The sequence below is a fragment of the Anabaena sp. FACHB-1237 genome (genome assembly GCF_014696225.1).
Lineage (GTDB): Bacteria > Cyanobacteriota > Cyanobacteriia > Cyanobacteriales > Nostocaceae > FACHB-1237.
This window is the reverse complement of record NZ_JACJPV010000059.1, coordinates 1-20,176: the sequence shown is the minus strand read 5'-3', so window position 1 is coordinate 20,176 and position 20,176 is coordinate 1. Positions and strand designations below refer to the sequence as shown.

Annotated in this window: 19 protein-coding genes; all 19 read right to left on the bottom strand. The window is 32.0% G+C overall.

What is annotated here, in order from left to right; genetic code table 11:
• Nucleotides 1-124: 124 nt before the first annotated feature.
• A complete protein-coding gene (locus tag H6F32_RS18785) occupies nt 125-886 on the bottom strand; it encodes a serine/threonine-protein kinase (protein ID WP_190370807.1) in 762 nt (253 codons plus the stop codon).
• 222 nt (nt 887-1,108) lie between these two features.
• Nucleotides 1,109-2,197 carry a glucose-1-phosphate thymidylyltransferase gene (locus tag H6F32_RS18780; RefSeq protein WP_190370806.1) on the bottom strand — a complete coding sequence of 363 codons (1,089 nt, stop codon included), beginning with the start codon at nt 2,195-2,197 and terminating at the stop codon, nt 1,109-1,111.
• A gap of 230 nt (nt 2,198-2,427) precedes the next feature.
• Nucleotides 2,428-3,306, bottom strand: coding sequence for a dTDP-4-dehydrorhamnose reductase (rfbD, locus tag H6F32_RS18775; protein WP_190370805.1), 879 nt, complete (start codon nt 3,304-3,306; stop codon nt 2,428-2,430).
• Nucleotides 3,307-3,852 (bottom strand): dTDP-4-dehydrorhamnose 3,5-epimerase, encoded by a 546-nt coding sequence (gene rfbC / locus H6F32_RS18770; RefSeq protein WP_190370804.1) that lies wholly within the window; start codon nt 3,850-3,852, stop codon nt 3,307-3,309.
• Nucleotides 3,853-4,014: 162 nt separating this feature from the next.
• Entirely contained in the window at nt 4,015-4,158 is a 144-nt protein-coding gene (locus H6F32_RS20710; protein ID WP_242031186.1) for a hypothetical protein, read from the bottom strand.
• An 81-nt stretch (nt 4,159-4,239) separates the two neighbouring features.
• Nucleotides 4,240-4,413, bottom strand: coding sequence for a hypothetical protein (locus H6F32_RS20705; protein WP_242031185.1), 174 nt, complete (start codon nt 4,411-4,413; stop codon nt 4,240-4,242).
• Between the two features lie 83 nt (nt 4,414-4,496).
• Nucleotides 4,497-5,564 (bottom strand): glycosyltransferase family 1 protein, encoded by a 1,068-nt coding sequence (locus tag H6F32_RS18760; RefSeq protein ID WP_190370803.1) that lies wholly within the window; start codon nt 5,562-5,564, stop codon nt 4,497-4,499.
• A 12-nt stretch (nt 5,565-5,576) separates the two neighbouring features.
• The gene (locus tag H6F32_RS18755; RefSeq protein WP_190370802.1) at nt 5,577-6,431 is read right to left on the bottom strand and encodes a glycosyltransferase; all 855 of its coding nucleotides are present in this window, start codon (nt 6,429-6,431) and stop codon (nt 5,577-5,579) included.
• A 180-nt stretch (nt 6,432-6,611) separates the two neighbouring features.
• The gene (locus H6F32_RS18750) at nt 6,612-7,460 is read right to left on the bottom strand and encodes a glycosyltransferase family A protein (RefSeq protein WP_199294638.1); all 849 of its coding nucleotides are present in this window, start codon (nt 7,458-7,460) and stop codon (nt 6,612-6,614) included.
• Nucleotides 7,457-8,377 carry a GDP-mannose 4,6-dehydratase gene (locus H6F32_RS18745; protein WP_190370801.1) on the bottom strand — a complete coding sequence of 307 codons (921 nt, stop codon included), beginning with the start codon at nt 8,375-8,377 and terminating at the stop codon, nt 7,457-7,459. The genes H6F32_RS18750 and H6F32_RS18745 overlap by 4 nt, the downstream gene beginning before the upstream one ends.
• 32 nt (nt 8,378-8,409) lie before the next feature.
• Nucleotides 8,410-9,975: a hypothetical protein gene (locus H6F32_RS18740; protein ID WP_190370800.1), complete on the bottom strand. Its 1,566-nt coding sequence runs from the start codon at nt 9,973-9,975 to the stop codon at nt 8,410-8,412.
• Entirely contained in the window at nt 9,965-10,738 is a 774-nt protein-coding gene (locus tag H6F32_RS18735; protein ID WP_190370799.1) for a bifunctional 2-polyprenyl-6-hydroxyphenol methylase/3-demethylubiquinol 3-O-methyltransferase UbiG, read from the bottom strand. The genes H6F32_RS18740 and H6F32_RS18735 overlap by 11 nt, the downstream gene beginning before the upstream one ends.
• Before the next feature lie 32 nt (nt 10,739-10,770).
• Nucleotides 10,771-11,769 (bottom strand): glycosyltransferase family 2 protein, encoded by a 999-nt coding sequence (locus H6F32_RS18730; protein WP_190370798.1) that lies wholly within the window; start codon nt 11,767-11,769, stop codon nt 10,771-10,773.
• 108 nt (nt 11,770-11,877) lie between these two features.
• Nucleotides 11,878-15,162, bottom strand: coding sequence for a glycosyltransferase (locus H6F32_RS18725; RefSeq protein WP_190370797.1), 3,285 nt, complete (start codon nt 15,160-15,162; stop codon nt 11,878-11,880).
• A 282-nt stretch (nt 15,163-15,444) separates the two neighbouring features.
• Nucleotides 15,445-16,044 (bottom strand): Uma2 family endonuclease, encoded by a 600-nt coding sequence (locus H6F32_RS18720; protein WP_190370796.1) that lies wholly within the window; start codon nt 16,042-16,044, stop codon nt 15,445-15,447.
• A 367-nt stretch (nt 16,045-16,411) separates the two neighbouring features.
• A complete protein-coding gene (locus H6F32_RS18715) occupies nt 16,412-17,140 on the bottom strand; it encodes a Uma2 family endonuclease (RefSeq protein WP_242031184.1) in 729 nt (242 codons plus the stop codon).
• Between the two features lie 132 nt (nt 17,141-17,272).
• Nucleotides 17,273-18,028, bottom strand: coding sequence for an ABC transporter ATP-binding protein (locus H6F32_RS18710; protein WP_190370795.1), 756 nt, complete (start codon nt 18,026-18,028; stop codon nt 17,273-17,275).
• A 115-nt stretch (nt 18,029-18,143) separates the two neighbouring features.
• Nucleotides 18,144-18,668, bottom strand: coding sequence for a hypothetical protein (locus H6F32_RS18705; RefSeq protein WP_199294637.1), 525 nt, complete (start codon nt 18,666-18,668; stop codon nt 18,144-18,146).
• Nucleotides 18,669-18,972: 304 nt separating this feature from the next.
• Nucleotides 18,973-19,791, bottom strand: coding sequence for an ABC transporter permease (locus H6F32_RS18700; protein WP_190370794.1), 819 nt, complete (start codon nt 19,789-19,791; stop codon nt 18,973-18,975).
• Nucleotides 19,792-20,176: the final 385 nt, after the last annotated feature.

Below are 20,176 nucleotides of genomic sequence, written 5' to 3'. Positions count from 1 at the left end.
TGTAGATGTCTATGTTGCATTGTGCTGTCGAGAGTTTAGTAATTTCTCTCATTCTCCCATACCGATTACTAGACGACCCTTATTTATCAATGCACTATTTTTTTATTCTGTCAATGCGTAAGTCCTAATAACGTACCATTTTCGTTAAAATCTTAGCAAAACCATTGCTCACATCTGCCCGATTTCGCCAAATTATCTCACCATTGGTGGGATCTTCAGGTAACTCATGGGGTTGTATTCCCGTAATTGCGTAAATTATTAACATTCCCACCGCATAAATATCACTAGATAACTTTGGGTGTCCTTGAAATTGTTCACTAGGCATATAACCAATAGTACCAGCAGCAATTGAACGGGGTTCATGTCCAGGAGTGGTGACATGGAGGGTAGTAATTTCTTTAACTGCACCAAAATCTATCAAGATAATTTTACCATCTTGACGACGCATGATATTTTGCGGATTGATGTCACGGTGAATAATTTGTTCTTGTTGAACAAATGCTAAGATTTCTAGGATATCAATTAATAATTGTCTAGCTGCTATTTCTGTTAATTTATTTCCAGGATAAATCTCTTTTGTTAAATCATGGCCGCGAATTAATTCTTGTACTAAATAAAATTGTCCATTAACTTCAAAGTCAGCATAAAGCGTAGGTATTTGATCATGTACTCCTAGTTTATATAATACTTTTGCTTCAGTTGCAAATAATCTTTGAGCTATGGGTAGTGCGGCTGCGGTGTTAGGTGGTTTTAATTGTAAATGCTTAACTACACAAAGACGGTTTTTACAGTGTATATCTTCTGCTAGGTAAGTGTCACCAAAACCACCACTACCCAGTTCTTTAATGATTTTAAAACGGTCACGTAGAGTTACACCAACTAGCATAGATTTACCGTAATTGATCAATATGGCGGGAATACAGCAGGATTATCCGATTATATCCGATATGATAGCAGTTAGGTAAAATTTTAGCTATGAGTTTGAATTATGGGCTATAATACCTATTATCATTCGTATAATTAGTATAATGGTGCGTCAGATATCAATAGATATCAATATTTTTTAATTTGTTTGATTTATGGATTCTGACACACCCTACAACTGGTATTATATAGCTGTTAATTCAATTTGAGAATCATCTCCAATTAATAATCTTAATGCTTTGGGATGATGTGGTGCTACAGTTAATCTTGTGCGTTGGCCAATTAAACTATCAATTATTCTTTGATTAATCTTTTCTATTCTGGCACTGTCGAGAATTACACTATGTTCTAAATCACTTTCAATCAAGGTAGAATGATCACCAATACTAGTATAAGGACCAATGAAACAGTTTTCTAAATGGCAATTATCACCAATAACTACAGGTCCACGAATTGTACAATTATTAATGATAGAACCATGACCAATTTGTACTCTACCACTAATTTTTGTCTGTGGATCAATTTGACTATCAATGGCAATTGATGTTTTTAAATAAGTATCCAAAATCAGACGGTTAGCTTCTAATAAATCATCTTTTTTACCTGTATCTAACCACCAACCAGCTAAATTACAAGCAGAAACTTGTTTTTCTTGATCTATTAAATATTGAATAGCATCAGTAATTTCTAATTCTCCTCTTGGCGAAGGTTGAATGTTATCAATGGCATAATGGATAATATCAGAAAAGAAATAAACTCCTACTAAAGCTAAGTTAGAAGGGGGAATTTTCGGTTTTTCAATTAACTGTAATACTCGACCATGTTCGTCAATTTTAGCAACACCAAAAGCACTAGGGTTATTAACTTCTCTTAATAGAATTAAAGTATCTGGTTGTTGTTGAATAAATTTATCTAAAAACGAACTTAAATCACCTTGTTGAATTAAATTATCACCTAAATACATGACAAAAGGTGAATCTTTTAAAAAATCACGGGCAACTTTCACAGCATGGGCTAAACCAGCGGGTTGATCTTGTAAAATATAGGTGATATTCACACCAAATTTTTCACCATTTCCGGTTTTATTTTGCACTTCTGCACCTGTTTCTGGACTGATAATAATACCAATGTCAGTAATTCCTGCGTTGGCCATTTCTTCAATGCCATACCATAAAATTGGTTTATTGGCAACTGGTACAAGCTGTTTTGCTCCTGTGTATGTTAACGGACGTAAACGAGTACCTTTTCCACCGGATAAAATTAGTGCTTTCATGATGATTTTGCTTGTAATTCTATAAGTATTGAGTTACTAAGCTGCTGTACAGCTAGATTATATATTGTGACATTCAGAAAAAGTTGCTGCAAATTCTGTTTAATTTTGACTGGCTGTTGTACATTTTAAATGCACAACAGCTTGTATAACAGCATTTAAAGACTATATGGAAAGTCATTATTTGATCATCTACTAGTCTATTAAATATTCTGACTCCTGACTCCTGACTCCTAATTGTTGTGTAATTCTGTTAACATTAGTTGTAATCTTTGTTGCCAATGGGGAGGATAAGTTCCCAATAGTTTAGATATTTTATCACAACAAAGAACGGAATAGGCAGGACGTTTTGCTGGTGTAGGATATTCGGGAGTGGTAATAGGAATAATTTTGTCAATTCTGAGAGGAAAACCCAGTTTTTTAGCTTCTTGAAAGATATTTATGGCAAAGTCATACCAACTAGCAACTCCACTATTGGTATAGTGATAAATGCCCGCAATTTCTGATGTTAATTGGGGGATAATTTGGCTAATTGTGGTGGCGATATCTTTAGACCAAGTGGGAGTACCAATTTGATCTGCCACTACCCGAATTTCTGATCTTTCTTTACCAATTCTTAACATAGTTTTGACAAAGTTACTTTTACCATAAGTTCCATAAACCCAAGCTGTGCGTAAAATTATGTGATTTTTACAGGTTTGTTCAATAGCTTTTTCTCCCTCTAATTTGGTTTTTCCATAGATGTTTAAGGGGTTGGTAATATCGCTTTCTTGATAGGGATAATTACTTTGTCCATTAAATACGTAATCTGTGGAAATGTGAATTAAGAAACTGCCAATTTTTTCTGTTTCTTCTGCGATAATTTGGGGTGTTATGGCATTAATAGTATGGGCTATTTCTGCTTCACTTTCGGCTTTATCTACAGCAGTATAAGCGGCAGCATTGATAATAATTTCTGGTTCGATATCTCTGATAATTGTCCGCAGTTTTTCTGGTTGTTTTAGGTCTATTTCCTGGCGAGAAATGGAGGTTAATTGGTATGTAGATGAAAGGATATTTTTTAGTTCTGTGCCAACTTGTCCTTGACTACCTATTAATAATACTGGTTTCATTTATTCATATACCTCGGCATTTTTAAAGGTGGCAGCTTTTTCATCTTTTGCTGATATAATGGGAGGCTGTTCTAGTGGCCATTTAATGTCTAAATCTGGATCATTCCAAAGAATTGAGCGATCGCCTCCTGGTGCATAATAATCTGTAGTTTTATAAATAACTTCTGCATTTTCCGAAAGTACAAGAAAACCATGAGCAAAACCTATAGGTATCCACATTTGGAGTTTATTTTCCGCGCTGAGTTCATAACCTACCCATTGGCCAAAAGTGGGGGAATTTTTTCTAATATCTACAGCCACATCAAAAATCTTACCAGCAATAACGCGGACTAATTTACCTTGAGGTTGGATGATTTGATAGTGTAGTCCTCGTAGTACATTGTATTCTGATTTGGAGTGATTATCCTGGACAAAGTTAGTGTTTAAGCCTGTTTTTTCTGTGAATATTCTTTGGTTATATGATTCGAGGAAAAAGCCCCGTGAGTCTTGGAAAACTTGGGGTTCTAGGATGAGGATATCGGGGATGGCGGTGGGGATAATGTTCATTGATTTGAATTAACTTGTAATTAGATTACTGTGTTATTGTATCAGTATTCTGGAATTATTATTAGTCTTGTCTCGTTAATTTCATAATTTCATCTGTTGTCATTTTGACTGTAGCTTTACCTCGCATCCTTTCTATGAGAGTTTTACTAAGGGTTGGTTTAGTCATACTTCTGAATACAATTTTTGTCCTTGTGGTCTTTCAGCATCCATTCTTTTTTTGAAACTTTCAAATATTTCTTGTCTTTCCCTAGATTCTTCATCGGACATATTTTTATCTTGTTCCATGCGTTGTGCTAAAATTGCCATTACTTTTTGATTTTTTTGGATTTGTTCTTGTTGGTTCCATTTTGATCGATGGGTGGTAATTTTGGTATTTTGATCTAGTTTTTATTGCAAGATTATTTTCAGATTTTGAGCATCTGATGATTCTAAGTTAATGGGATAAGGATATCCTTCTAAGATTAATTGATAATCACTGTCAATGTTATTATTGGGGATTAGGGCAATAAATCGGTTGATATTGATGATTTTACCGCTTGGAAGTTCTATGGAGGTGTTCATGGGTTTCTCCTTGGTTTTACTAGTCAATATTTCTTCTATTCTATCATATATAGAATCAGAATGTACAGCGATTGCAGTTATGCTTAAAGATATTTCTGTAAAACCTCAACTGTAGCTGATCCTGTTTGTTCCCAACTAAATTTATCTGCTCTTTTTAATCCTTTTTGAGAAAGTTGTTTTCTAGCTTCTGAATCATTAATTATGATTTTCATTGCTGCTGTAATTTCTTCTATATTATAGGGATTAATTAAAATAGCAGCATCTCCCGCAACTTCTGGAAGAGAGGAAATATTAGAGGTAATAACAGGAGTACCACAAGCCATTGCTTCTAAAACTGGTAGGCCAAAACCTTCCCAAAGACTGGGGAAAACTAATGCTAATGATTGATTAATAATTATTGGTAATTCGTCATAAGATACATAATTAAGAAATTTAACAAGATGATTTATCCCTAATTCTTTAGTTTGTGTTTCTAATAATGGAGAATACCGTTTATCATCAGGTCCGGCTAACCATAATTCATAGTCATTTCTGTCAGGTAGTGCGGAAAATGCGGTAATTAATCTTTGCAGGTTTTTATAAGGATCTTGACGACCGATGTATAGGAAGTAGTTGCGGGTGGAGAGGTTGAGAAATTGGAAATGTGCGCGATCGTAAGCTAGGGGAATTGGTGTTATTTTATTAGTAGAAATTTGGTAGAATTTAGTAATATCTTGAGCGGTGGATTCTGAGTTACAAATAATATGAAGTGATTGATGAAATACTTGAGGAGTGTAGTAACGATGATATGGAGTTAGAGGTGAAAAGCGTTTAGGGAAGCGTAATGGTATCATATCGTGGGACATGACAATAAAACGGCAGTTTGTATATAATGGTGCTTCAGGAATGGGGGAAAATAAAAGTTGAGATTTGAGGGTTTGATAGATTTTTGGGAGTTGGAATTGTGTCCACAATAGACGGCGGAAATGTCCTTTTGTACCATCAGCAGGAGTAAGATTATTGGGCACTGGATAGCAGTTGAAATCAGGATAATTTTGCGCTGTTAATATTGTGGGATTGAGAGACTTTAAATGAGGTATAAGATTTTTAGCATAGTTGCTTATCCCTGTTGGTTTAGTCAGTAGAAATGAAAGATTAATCAGTAATTCCATTTTTGTGTAATATCAAGTATTATTTTTTCGTTTATTTATCACATAATCATATATACCATAAATCTTACCCAATGCTATTTTAGGCTGAGTTGGAAAAAGGATAATAGCAAAAACCATCAGTCTGGTGAGTCTTAATATTAAAATTTGTATATTAGTATATTTTTCTAATGTTAATAAATAACTATAGGTACTATACCTAATTTTATTAAACATATTTTTATTAGTAATTGATGATGGTTGATGTATGACGCTAAACTTTTTAGTAATGCCTATTAAATGCCCTTGATTAGCATAACGTCTGCAAAAATCAAAATCTTCATAATATAGGAAATAAGCCTGATCAAATAAAGGACATTCAAAAAAATTTTTCAAATTAATTATTAAACTACAACCTGAAACCCAATCACAATTAGTATAATCTGTATCGTTATTAGTTAATAAATCTAGTTCTAAAATTGACCCATTTGCAGGAATAAAACCACCACCAGCAAACCATATTTTGTTTTCAGGAGTATAAATAATTGTCCCTAATATTGATAATTCTGGATGTGAATCAAAAAATAATTGAGGCTGTTCTAAAGTATTTTCTGATAAGTAAGCATCTGGATTAATTATCCAAACTATTCCTTGTTTATTTTGATTAAAAATCCATTTTAAACCTAAATTACAAGCTCCACCAAAGCCAATATTTTTTTCTGCTTCAATAATTACTGTTGATTGGTTTTTAAGTTCATTAATTGAATGATCATCAGGTGAATTATTAATGATAATAAGTTGGTAGTTACTATCTGAAAAAGATAGCAGAGAATTTATTAATTTAATTATGAGATTGGTAGAATAATAATTGACTGTTAAAAAGTAAATCATAATGAATAAATTGTTAAATAAGTATTTAAAGGTTTTTCAATCAGAAGGAACTCTGTCTTAATCAAATTTTCATAAAGAATGATTCATTCAAACATCCTCATTTCTCAAATATATCACCCTGTATCATTAAACAAGCACCTGTTACCCAATCTACTTCTTGTACTGATGAATATTGTTTATCTAAGCTATATCTAAGTTTCTCAATAAATTCTTTAAAATTAAAATCATCAAAGTTATACCTTGAGAATTGTAGCCATATAATACACTTTTGCATAATAATTTTAGTATTTTTACTGTTGAAAAAAACAAAATTTTTAATTTATTTTCACGATATAGACTAGTATGATTTTTAAACAGTTGATTAAAGGTATAAAGTATTTGTTCTTCTGTCATAGAATTTGTCATAGATAGAGAATGTTGACGATAATAAAATAAGACATTAGGAATACATACTACATCTCTTTTTAATTCAATTAGAGATAACCAAAAATCATAATCTTCCCAACCATAAATCATACTAGGATTATATCCACCTACTTTTTCCCAATCAGATTTTCTAAAAAAGCCTGAACAGAAAATTACATTACCAAGTAATATATGAGGAAATTGATATTTAGGTAGTTCCCATTTACCTGTTTTATTCCCAAAAAATTCAGCTTGGGAATAAACAATCCCTAAATTATGATTATTTTCCAATAATTCTACTGCTTCTTGAAGATAGGTGTTACCAATTTTGTCATCAGCATCTAAAGGTAAAATATATTTACCACGAGCAATTTTAATCCCATTATTACGAGAACATACCAATCCTTGATTATGTGTATGAATAACAACAGTTTTAGGTTGGTGAAAATTATGAAGTATTTTAATTGTATGAGGACAGGTTGAACCATCATTAATAATAATGATTTCAAAATTTTGATAAGTCTGAGCTAGAACAGAGGAAACGGAATCATATAAATATTCACCTTGATTATAGCAAGGGATAATTACAGAAACCATTGGTGAAGAATTAATTAGATTTGTCATAAGAGTGATTTAATTCCCTCTTCTAAACTAATTAAAGGTTGAAAACCTAATTTTTCCTGAGCTAAAGTAACATCAGCACAAGAATGTTTAATTTCTCCTTGACGAGAGGGTAGAAAAAGTGGTTCTAAATAGGAATTTGTATGCTGAGAGATGATACCTAGTAATTGTATAAGATTAGTTTTAGTACCTGTACCAATATTAAAAACTCGATGTTTTTCTAATATATTACTGGGTAAACTTGCAGCCAAAATATTAGCTCTAGCAACATCAGAAACATGAATAAAATCTCTGCTTTGTTTACCAGTGCCATAAATCTGAGGAGATTTTTGTTGTTGATAACATTCTACAAAACGAGGAATTACTGCCGCATAATCTGAATCTGCTCTTTGTCGTAAGCCATATACATTAAAATACCTTAAACACACAGTTTCCAAACCATAAGAATGATAAAAACTTTCAGCTAATGCTTCTGTCGTTAATTTAGTTGCCGCATAGGGAGATTTAGGATTGGGTAAATAGGTTTCTTTTAATGGTGGTTGATGAATATCTCCATAAACTGAAGAACTGGAAGCAATTATCACTCTTGATACTTTTGTTTGTAAAGCAGCCCAAAGTACATTTAATGTACCTGTATTATTAATTTCATGAGGTATTAATGGATTTATTAAAGAACCAGAAACCGAAGAATGTGCAGCTAAATGAAACACCCATTCTACATTTTTTATGGTTCTCTGTAGCGTATCTAAGTCACGAATATCACCTGATATTACTTCAATATTACCTTGTGAATCTTGCAAATTTTTAAGATTTCCAGTAGAAAAATTATCATAAATAATGGGAGCAATACCTTTATGTAATAAAGAATATACAAGGTGAGAACCAATAAAACCACAACCTCCTGTTATAACAGCTTTCATAACTTAACTCCTACTTGTTTCTTTTGGTGATTTTACTGAGCATGATCTAATTTAAGTGGTGGAAAAACTTGTAATAAATTTTTAGTTTGATAATTCCAAATCCATACTTCTGTGGTAGCATATTTAAATGACCATGCCAGTGGAGCAGTCTGCTCTAAAATGTTACCATCCCAAGATGTTTTTACCGATTCTGCATCAACTAAAAACTTCATTTCCTTTACATTTGGGTATGTATATTTCATAGCTGCATCAAAATCCCATGGAGCGTTGAATATGGAGATACCTTGATATTCATGAGGAGAATTTGTGAGAATCAAAAATGCTTTTCTATTAATTTTTGAGATTTCTTGAATTGGTACTGATGCCAACATAATTTTTTGAATCTCCCATGCTTTAGCCCAAGGTTGGATTTGAATAACTGTTGCACCTCCTAAACATATAATTATTCCTAATGTTACGATTGCCATAAGTAATTTCAGTGTTAGAGGCAACTTAAATAATATCAGATACATAGGAACAAGAATCATGACGAGCCAAAAACTTAAACTTAAAGTTACTCTTGATGCTAGTCCAATACTTGCCATACTATAACCAGGACCTGCGGAACAATAAACTGCGATCGCTAAAAGACCACCAATAGAGAATACCAAGATGGTGAAAAATAGCTGAATCTTTTCCTGAATCATTCTACCTTGATTCCCATAAAATATTATAGAAATTACAAAAATAATCAATCCTATGGAAAGAAGATATATTAAATAATTTTTAAAGATTGATGTACTTTGTAAAAGAATAGTGGGTAAATCAACAACTGAGTTAAACCATGCCACATACCAATGCTTATACAAAGACTTAGTAGCAGCAGTACCTTGAAATAAAATTGGAGACAGTCTATTCCAAGCTATCGCTAAAAATTGAACAATCATATAACTGGCTAAGGGATATAATATTGCTTTCCATCCTAATTTCTTATGGATACCATAAATCAATCCAAGGGCGATGAAAATTATAAACTGTCCATAAAAAGACTCATAACTTAGGCAACTTAATAAGAAAAACAAAGATGGTTTCCACGAGCTTATTTTTCCCTTTTTCCAAGATGTAAAAAGGCAAATACCGCTATAACTAAAAAAAATGATTGTTATTTGACATGGTACTAAGGTTGGCCAAGCAGTAAATCCCAGTGTCCAAGGAAATGCCAACCAAAAGCAAGCTACAATTTCAGCTATAATAAGTAAATTAGAATTAATCAGAATTAAAAAACGTCTAATCAATAGACGAATAAAAAATGCTGTAGCTAAATTTACGAAAATTATAGCCGTATGCCATAAAAATTCTGAACCATTACAAAAAAGGGATAAAATATAAGTAAATAGTCCTGTTAATGGACGATTAGAGTACAATTCTATTAAATAGTTCAGTCTTGCTGGAGAAAAAACTGTTCCATCCCTCAATGGTAAAAGTAGAACAAACCAATCATCACTATAAAAACCCAATAAAAAAGGACGAAAAATATAAAGTAATAGCCAAACTGTTAGAGGAATTACCCAATAGAACTTGAATTCAGAAAAATCTTTGTTAAGTAATTTAAACATCATTAAGTTTCTGTGCCAGTAAAAAGGATGAAGTACCAGTTATGCCAAAAGTAGGGATAAAGTCCAAATATCTTAATGGAGATAAACAAGTATTGATAACACTTGAAGAGCCAAAACCTTTACGAATCACATCTTCTTTTTTAGCACCTGCAAGCATATATTTACGCAACATCAAAAGAGGTATATAAAGATGACCCCATTGAACTATTTTCTTGACTTCAAATCCAGAGTTTTGTACTAATGACTTGAGATTCCTCGTAGAATAACGGCGATAGTGACCTGCGGCCACATCATACGCTGAAAATAAGTGTTGCCTCATTGGTACACCAATAATTAGTAATCCACCTGGTTTTAAATGCTCTCTTGCTGCCAATAAAAACGGAGTTTCATCTTCAATATGTTCAATAACATCTATCAACATAATTAGATCATATTTTTGTACAAGGTCAGGATTTTTGCTTAATATGTCGTAGACATAGAGAGTACCAGGAATAGTTGGACATAATTCCAGAGCAGATAAGTTTAATTCAAACCCATCGGCAGCTTTTTGATAACGGCTGGCAATATAAGATAGCATTAAACCGTTGCCACAACCAATTTCACCAATAAATTGAGAAGCACAAATTATATCACCAAAATGCCGATCAAAAACAGCATTACGATGGCGTACCCAGAAATGATCCATTGTACCATAGTCATACCAATCATCAGCCATGCTAACGGAACAAGGAGTGTTTAGATAAATAATCCGATTATTACTGTTCATTGTTTTCTTATTAATTATTTTTATTCCTGTTATTATTGTTCCTGTTTTTCTTGATAATCTAATGTACCAAAAGTTTCTGCAATAATAAATAATGGTCTATCTTTAGTTTGTTCAAAAACTCGACCAAGATATTCACCAATTACTCCTAGCATCATCATATGTAAACCACTAAAAAACAAATTAGTAAGAATTAAAGTGGTAAATCCTGGAACATCCCGCATTCTAAAGTTACCAAATTTGGCATCAGAAACATAAGTTATTAAGTAAAAAATCGCCAGAATCATACTTAATATAAAAGTAATAAATCCCAAGAACATTGATAGTCTTAATGGTCTTAGAGAAAAACTAACAATACCATCTAGTGCTAATTTGACTAATCGTGTAAAATTATAACTAGGTTCACCTCCATAACGTTCAGGACGATTATAAGGTACACCAACCTGTGTTAGTCCAATCCAAGCCCTTAAACCACGAACATAAGGGTGATTTTCATTCATTTTGGATATAAATTTAACCGCTCTAGGAGAATATGCACAAAAATCACCAGCGTCTAAGGGAATTTTAATCTGTGACAAGCTAGATAGAAACCTATAGAATAGCCAGTATGCTAGTTTTTTGAGTTGATTCCTACCTTTTCTTTGCTTTCTAATCCCATAAGCAATATCTGCACCATTCATCACTTGATATACTAGTTCCAACGCTACATCAGGTGGATCTTGTCCATCTGAATCCATTACTACTGCTATAGATTGTTCTGGTGTATGTGCTAACCCAGCCATAACAGCAGCTTGATGTCCAAAATTTCTGGAAAAGTTCAAGCAGCAACTATTACCCCTGTGAGCAATTATTTGATGGATAACCTCTAGCGAGTTATCGTAACTACCGTCATTTACAAAAATCACAAACGGTTCTACAAGTTTTGAGGAATTAAATACAGAGTCAATTTCTTCAACAACTCTGGCCAAATTTTTCTCCTCATTATGTACTGGTAAGATGATAGTTGATTGTGTAGTATTCAGTACGTTGGACATTTTTTATACCTGATACGATATTATCTTAACTGTATATAAAGCTACTGAAATTATTACACTACTATTTGAGTTTTTTGTCAATTGCTATCATTCAGACTGATATATGTTTCATACCAATAATCCCTCAAATAAATTTTGATATTTAGTAAGGGTGGTTGCAATGTCAAGGTTAGATATAGCATAATCTCTGGCATTTTTTCTCATATTCAGGTAAAGGTTGTTATTATTCATTACTTCTTGAATACGCTGAATAAAAGCATCAGTATTACCAGGATCGCATAAAAAGCCATTATATTCATCTTTAATAATATGTATTAAACCACCAACAGATGAAGCAATAACAGGTACTCCCATTGATAAGCTTTCTAAAACAGCATTGGGTCTACCATCAATCTGAGAAGGTAAAATCAGCAAATTACCAATACTCAAATATTCTCTCGTATCTACAAACCCAGGTAAATATATTTTATTTTCTAATCCATATTTATTAATCAGTTCTACTATTTGAGTATATAAACCACCGTTACCACCCATAATAAAATATACCAAATCATTATCTTTAAAATGATTGGCAATTTTTACAAACATATCTGGACATTTTTCTTCAGAAAATCTTCCTAAAAACAATATGATAAATTTTTCCTGTGGGATAGATTGATCAATTATGCTTGTATTCTTGATAGAGTTAGGATTAAAATAGTTAATATCAACTCCATTATGTATTAAACAAACCTTACTATTCTTCTCACTATGTTGCAAAATTAAACAATTTTCAACTAATTCATTTTCGACAATATTCATGTCTATATAATTTGCATACCGACGATTATTTTCTATATGTCCAAACTCATTATACAATTGATCTACTATTTTGATATTAGGAAAATCCTTTTTTATATCTGGTAATAAATGGTAAAAATAAGCTGCACCAACAATGAATAAGATGTCAATTTGGCGAGATTCAAGATAGTAGTAAATAAAATCTTTCCACTTGTCTTGAGATTCTAAAAAGTTGTAGAGATGGTATATCTCTTGAGTAATTTCCTGATATCTAGGTGTATTATCACCAAACTTATTAGGATCAGTTTTGATAGTTGTCATTACCGATATATCAAAATTATTTTCACTGAGATATTTAGCAATCTGAAGTAATATAGTATCTGCTCCTCCTGTGATCATAAAAGGTAAGGCAAAGAGAATTTTAATTTTGTTTTTTTCTTTTGTTTGTGCTAAGTATGATTGAGTTAAGTTGATACTACCATTAATAACTTCATAGGATATCTGATTGTTATTCCAAGAAAGTTTATAGGCTTGATGAGTAAGATATTTTTGATTAAAAGATGCAATAACTTTTCCTTGTTCTTGGAAACTCAGACTTTCAGGATGGTTACTTAAACTGGTATGTCTACCATGAATACGATATAGCATAAGAGGTTCAGAAATATTAATAACCCTTGCACCTAAAGCCATCATTCTTACCCATAAATCCCAATCCTCTGAAATATAATCTTTACCTATACCATAATCATGATAGCCATTGGCTTTTTTCCACATTTGCTGAGAAAATACAGCCACGGTGGAAACTTGATTACCTTTAACAATTTCCTCCAATGTAGGATGGGTTACAATATTCCAAGTTTTTATTGAATTACCAAAACATTGTACTGATGTGGATACAATATCATAAGCATAAACTTCTAATAAAAAGAGGGCTTTTTCTAAATAAGTTGGTTTTATTTTATCATCGGCATCAAGACAACAAATATACTTTCCTTGCGCTTTTTCTATGCCAAAGTTTCTATTATCTCCTACTAAATGACGACCTTCTCTGTAATAAATTCTTGTTTTTGGCTTCTGTAAAGATTTTAGGATTGTCACTGTCGAATTATCTGTTGAACCACCATCCACAACAATAATTTCAAAATCCTGAAGTGTTTGATTCAGAATAGAGTCTATTGCTTCTTCAACATATTGACCATAGTTAAAACAGGGAATAATTACACTTACTAATGGTTTATCCAAAGGACAAATTTTCTGTCTAATTGATTTAACGACTGGATTAGGATTATGAAATTTAACCGTAATTTTTTTTATTAAAGTTCTAATTAGTCCTTTTAAAGTAATTGATGTACTATTATTGTTTATACCTATTTTTTGTCTAAATTGAAACCATTTTTCTCTTACTTTCCAGAATTTACTACTTTTCATAGCGAATAATTCATCATGAAGCTGTATATTTTCATTATGAAGTTGTAGCTTTTCATCATGAAGCTGTATATTTTCATTATGAAGGTGTAGCTTTTCATCATGAAGCTGTATATTTTCATTATGAAGGTGGTCATTACTTTGAATAAAATATTCTTTTGCCTCCAAATAACTTATATTATCTTGATATAACTTAATATATTTCTCAGTTAAATATTGAATTTTATATTCAAACAAGGTTAATTTATCTTTTTCATAGTGGTTTAATAAATTCAGCAGTTTATTAGCAAGAGCTAAATCATCTAAGTAGCGAATTGCAAAAATTAAAGCATGAGAAATTTGTTTTGTTGAAATATTGTCTATGGTTAATCTTTCGATTTGGTTGTGAAAAATAGCATGAAAAATATTCATGGTAGAATTACAGTGAGACTGATGACTAGCTACTCCTACATAAGTCGCTCCAAAGTTTTGTATAGCTACCACTTTTCCTGAATAATTATCAGAAAAATATTGACTGAGAATATTCTGAATACTATTTTCTGTAAAATAATAAATATGCTCTAAAGATGAGTTATACCAGTATTGATCTCTTGTTGTGAAAGTTAAACAAGGAATTTCAAAAAAGAACCAACCATCTTCATTCAATAAAGACTTTATTTTAGTTAATGTTTCTAACAATTGTGGAATATGTTCTAAAACAGCCCAAGCAGTTATGATATCATACTTTTGTTTTTGAGGCTGATGAAAGGTGATAAAGTCTTCACTAAATACTTCGTAGCCTTTCTCTTGACAAATTTGGGCATAATCTTGATTTAATTCCAATCCTGCCAAGGGAAATAATCCATGACTTTTAGCTAAATCTAAAAATAACCCGTTGCTACATCCTAAATCAAATAAACTACCTTTCTTTTCTGTTATTGCCACAAGTGCAATAGACCATAGAAAGTAGTCATAATTGATTTCTTTATAGTTAGCATAACCAACAACAGGGTTTTCAATTCCTTGTTTTTCATAATAATCTAAACTATAAAGTTCTTTTACATTTTCTGGATATTTTTCCACAAAACCAAGATCACAATCTTGACACAGTAAAACCCAAATATCATCTGATCGTTTTTGGTGTTTTTTAAGATTCTTAGATTGACAAAAGGGACACTCTTTTAATTCAACATACTTATTCTGTATCATAGTGATATATAGGAATTAATTTCAATTAAAAATATTTTGACTCTCAATTTTCCCTAAGCTAGAAGATAATATCATAATTAGGAATCAATATTTAACTTTATTAACGTTTAAACTAATACTAAGCTAACGTGCAGCACTCACTGTATAATTAAAAAACCTGAAGTTACAGTAGCACAAGCATCTTGCTTGTATTAATTATTCAAGTTAAAGGCACAACAGCTTATAAACTAGTACTAATATAGTTTAGCTTCCGCTTCCTTGGTATAAGGTAAAACATTGTACCTAATCTTCGATTTGACTAAAATCAATGTACTGATAAAGTTGCTTCAAACTCATCTCAAAATCCACAGTTTCCAACTTTAAAATTTCTGACTCTCCTCGATAATCACTTAATAACCATTTACCTTGTTCATTTTTCACAAACTGTTTAATATAATATTCAGTCTGGGAAATTAAAACATATTCTTGAAAACTGGGAATAGTCCGATAAGTATCAAATTTATCTCCTTGATCATAATTAGCTGTAGATTTTGATAAGACTTCAATAATTACAAGCGGATTAGTAATAATAGTTTGAGTTTTACCTTGATAAATTGCTTTACCTTCCACTACCATCACATCAGGATAAGTATAACGATTATATGCTTCAATCCATAATTTCACATCTCCTATATATATTTCATAACCTTGGTCTTCTAAAATTGCTAAAAGTTTAGCTGCAATTTTCAAAGCTAATTTGTTATGATTTGTTGTTCCCCCAGTCATGGCGATAATTTCCCCATTTAAGTATTCATTTTTGCTTTCAGATTGACTTTCTAACTCTAGATATTCTTCTGGGGTATAATAGGTTTTTTCTGTGGGAATAGGAGTGGCTAGAGTCATATTTTTCTCCTTGATTTAGTTACTTTGTAACATGACCTGTTATTGCCTATTATGTCAAAGTCATTAGAAGTTCAACTTAAGAATAACTACAGGGATCGGGTGATTATATAGCACAGTAAAGAAAATGTCAATAGCCACTGAACAGAGATTTTAGACATTTTCTTGAAAACTCATTAAATCAACTGTTAGCAACAAAAACAATCCTTTGATAAAGATTACTCAAGGAAATGCTAAAATCAACCGTTATTAAAGACAGAATATTATTTTCACCTTCTATGGACTTCCTGCATTGTGAATTTTCTCCTTTGAGTAATATCATTGTATTTTGCCTAATCCAGAGAATAATATCATAATTAGCGATCATTATTCACAAACTATCAGGATCAATATTTAACTCTCTCAACTTTTGATCCAGTATAGATAGTTTAGCTTCCGCTTCATTAGCACGTTGACATTCTATATCAGTATATTCACGCTGTGCTTCTAGCTCCCTTCTTAATTGTACAGGAGTTAAAAACCTTTCTCCATCAGGACGATAAATAATTAATTCTCCTTGAGAAGTATCAAATTTTATCCCTAAACGGGGACTAATCCAACCATTAATCTGTTCAAGTTGTACCAAAGAGCCATTATTATTGATCCAACCTTCAATTTCATAGGATTCAGGATCATATATGTAATACTCCTGTACTCCATATTGCTGATAAAATTCCAGCTTAGGCTGCATTTCATCATCGTTGTTACTAGCCCAAAGAATTTCAAACACTACTTGGGGTGGTATATTCTCCTCTCTCCATTGACAATAAGATTTACGTTTACCTTTAGGTCTGCCAAATACTACCATAACATCTGGTGCAGTTGGCGTAATTACTTTAGAACGTACTGGATACCATAATAAATCGGCAGCTATAAAAACATTATCTACATCCGCAAACAAAATTTCTAAATTGTCCTTAATAATAACAATCCACTTATATTGTTCCGTATTATCCGCCATTGGTTTACCATCACCATCCGGGTAGAGTACATCTTCATTTATTGTGCTGTAATCATTGTCACATATCTTATTTAAGTAATAATTTGTAGCATCTGACAATTTATATAAATTTTTATACGCTATAATTAATGATAATGAACTATATTAGGTTGAGTTAGCCAATTTTCATCTAATATTTCCTGCACGGTGATTTTTTATATCCGGTTCACTAGATTTTATTAATCATTTTCACTAACTAGGAACTATTTCCTCTTGTTTAACACTTGCAAAATAATAATCTACAACCTCCTGTGAATCACCTGCAAATTTAATATTTCCTTGACTTAAATAAATTGCCTTTTGACAAGATGTAGTAATAAACTGTAAATCATGAGATACCACTAAAACAGTAGCATGATCATGCCAAAACTGCTCCATCCTTTGCTGACACTTATGCTTAAAACTCTCATCTCCTACAGACAACACCTCATCTAAAATTAGAATATCCGGTTGTACATCAGTTGCAATAGCAAACCCCAAACGCGCCACCATCCCTGATGATAAACCTTTAACTGGAACTAAAGCATAATCTTCCAATTCAGCAAATTCCAAAATAGAAGACGCTCTTGCTTTCATCTCAGACCTAGAAAAACCCAACAATACACCATAAAGCAGTATATTGTCCATCACAGAAATTTCCCCATCAAAACCTGCACCTAACTCAATTAAAGGTGCTACTTCACCACCTACTCTTACAGTACCACTGGTAGGCTGTAAAATACCGGAGATTATCTTTAATAGGGTGGATTTACCAGAACCATTCGCGCCTATTATACCTATTTTCTCACCTTTTTCCACTACTAAGTTAATATTATTTAATACTAACTTTTTCGCAGGTTGCCGATATTTACCCTCTAAAACCGATAAAAGCGTTTTTTTCAAATCATAGGAAAATTCCTCTTGAGTCCTTCTCCACAATGAAACATTATCTAATCTAATTACTTCCATTTACCACAAATCCATAAGTTGTGTAAGCATAGATAAAAACAAAACTATCTCTAGGCTAAAATGATTATGCCACTAAGTAAAGCAAGTTGATAAATCTCGATCTGGGAGAACTTAATCAAATAACTTGATAAAAGCTAAATTTTCGTGATTGTTGTTCTAATTTACCTAAAATCATCAAAGTTTCCAAATCTTCTACCGCATTAGGCAAATATTGATTAATGACTGCTTTCACATGGTCTAATTGTACATCCTTTGCTCCTCCTAACATTCTACTAATATCCGCTAAATCTTGACTACGTACTGCAATAAGTTTCATTAACACTAAGTAAAGTAAGTCAATTATTGGTAATCCATCTGGACTATAATTAGCATGATCAAGAGCTTCTGTTACCCAATTTACGCTACACTCTAATACATCCAAAGATGTTCCATCATCTAATTTCCATTGACTATCAGGAATACTCAAGTCACCAATTTTTTCCCCATTTGCTTGTTCTAAATCTTGATATATTAATTCAGCATCTTCTATTTTACCTAAAATATCTAAATCAAGAGTCATTCTTTCAGGCATATACAGTCTTTTTTCTACACCTCCAAGAACAAAAGGAGCTTGTTTAATAATAGTATTAATATTTGTCACAGCATGAGTTCAAGTACGTTTACTTAAAAACTCTATATTGCTTCCTGATCCTAGCTTAACATACTTCATTGCTAAAGTAATAAATTATCTTCGCTTTTAAGAGTTTGGATCAGCTATTGATGTAATCATAGGCGATTAATTAATATTACTCACTTAAAAGTACGATTATCAGAAATTAAAACAAGAGTATTCTACATCAAAATTTAATCCCAATATTCCCAAGCAATATCTATTTATAAATATATCAGAGATATAATGATTACTTGTGATTGATTACAAACTATCTGGGTTATTCTCACTCCTGTTACAATAAATCCATAAATTGATGTCTCCATAAACGAAAACAAGTCCATCCCAAGGCTAAAATAATGATGCCACTAAGTAAAGCTCCCCAAATTAAGTTTAAATCCGGTGTAGAACCTGATAAAGTAATCTGACGTAGACTTTCAATAATTGGTGATAACGGATTGATACCTAAAAATTGTTTTACTTGTTTTGGCACAATAGCTGCTGGATAAAATATAGGACTACTAATCCAAATCACAAAGACTATTAACTCATAAAAGTAAGGTAAATCTCTAAAAAATACGTATAAAGCACTTACTAAAAATCCAATTCCTGTAGAAACTAAAATTAATGCTAGAAATGGAAATATTAATGCTAAAACGTTGACTAGACTTTTAGAATTAATTAAAGTCATTATCGCCAATAATGGTAATGCTCCTACTGAAAATTGAAATATGTTTGCTGCAATCATTGATACAGGAAAAACACTGACTGGTAATTGAATTTTATTTAATAATGCCCCATTACCAACTACACTGGATAAGGCTTGGGATGTGGAAGATGAGAAAAAATTAATTACTAATAATCCTGTTAATGCGGCAAGTACATAGTTCATAATGGAGTTACCATAGTAGGATGCAAAGGTAGCACCAAATATGGCAGTATACAACCCTGTCATGATTAGAGGGTTTAATAAGGACCAATAGACACCTAAAAATGAACCTCGATAGCGTACTTTCAGATTTCTGCTGACTAAGACTTGCAGCAATTCCCAGTAACGCCGCACTTGTAACCACTTTAAATTATTTTTTAAATTATCCTTCACAAAAAATGTCATTCTTTAACACCGCTATACTCTATAGTAAAACTTACCGAACTGGTTTAATACCTTAATAATTGAAAATAATAGTTTAAAATGCGTCAGATATCACAGTTCTTTTTTCATTACGGAATTATGAAATTTGACACACTTTATAATCAGTATTGATAGTAAAAATTGCCTAAGTTTTCATGTTAAAAACTTCTTTTGCCATTTTATAGCATAACAAGTTCTATTGTCTGTAATTATTTTTCTGATGAGTGACATTTCACTGCTATATAAAACCTAGACAAAACTAGACTTTACTTTCTACTTCAATGGGAGCATGGGAGCGGTTATCCCTCAGTAGACTTACACGCCTTAGCCAGACGCGATAAATTAATTGCGGCATTTAGATCCCTAT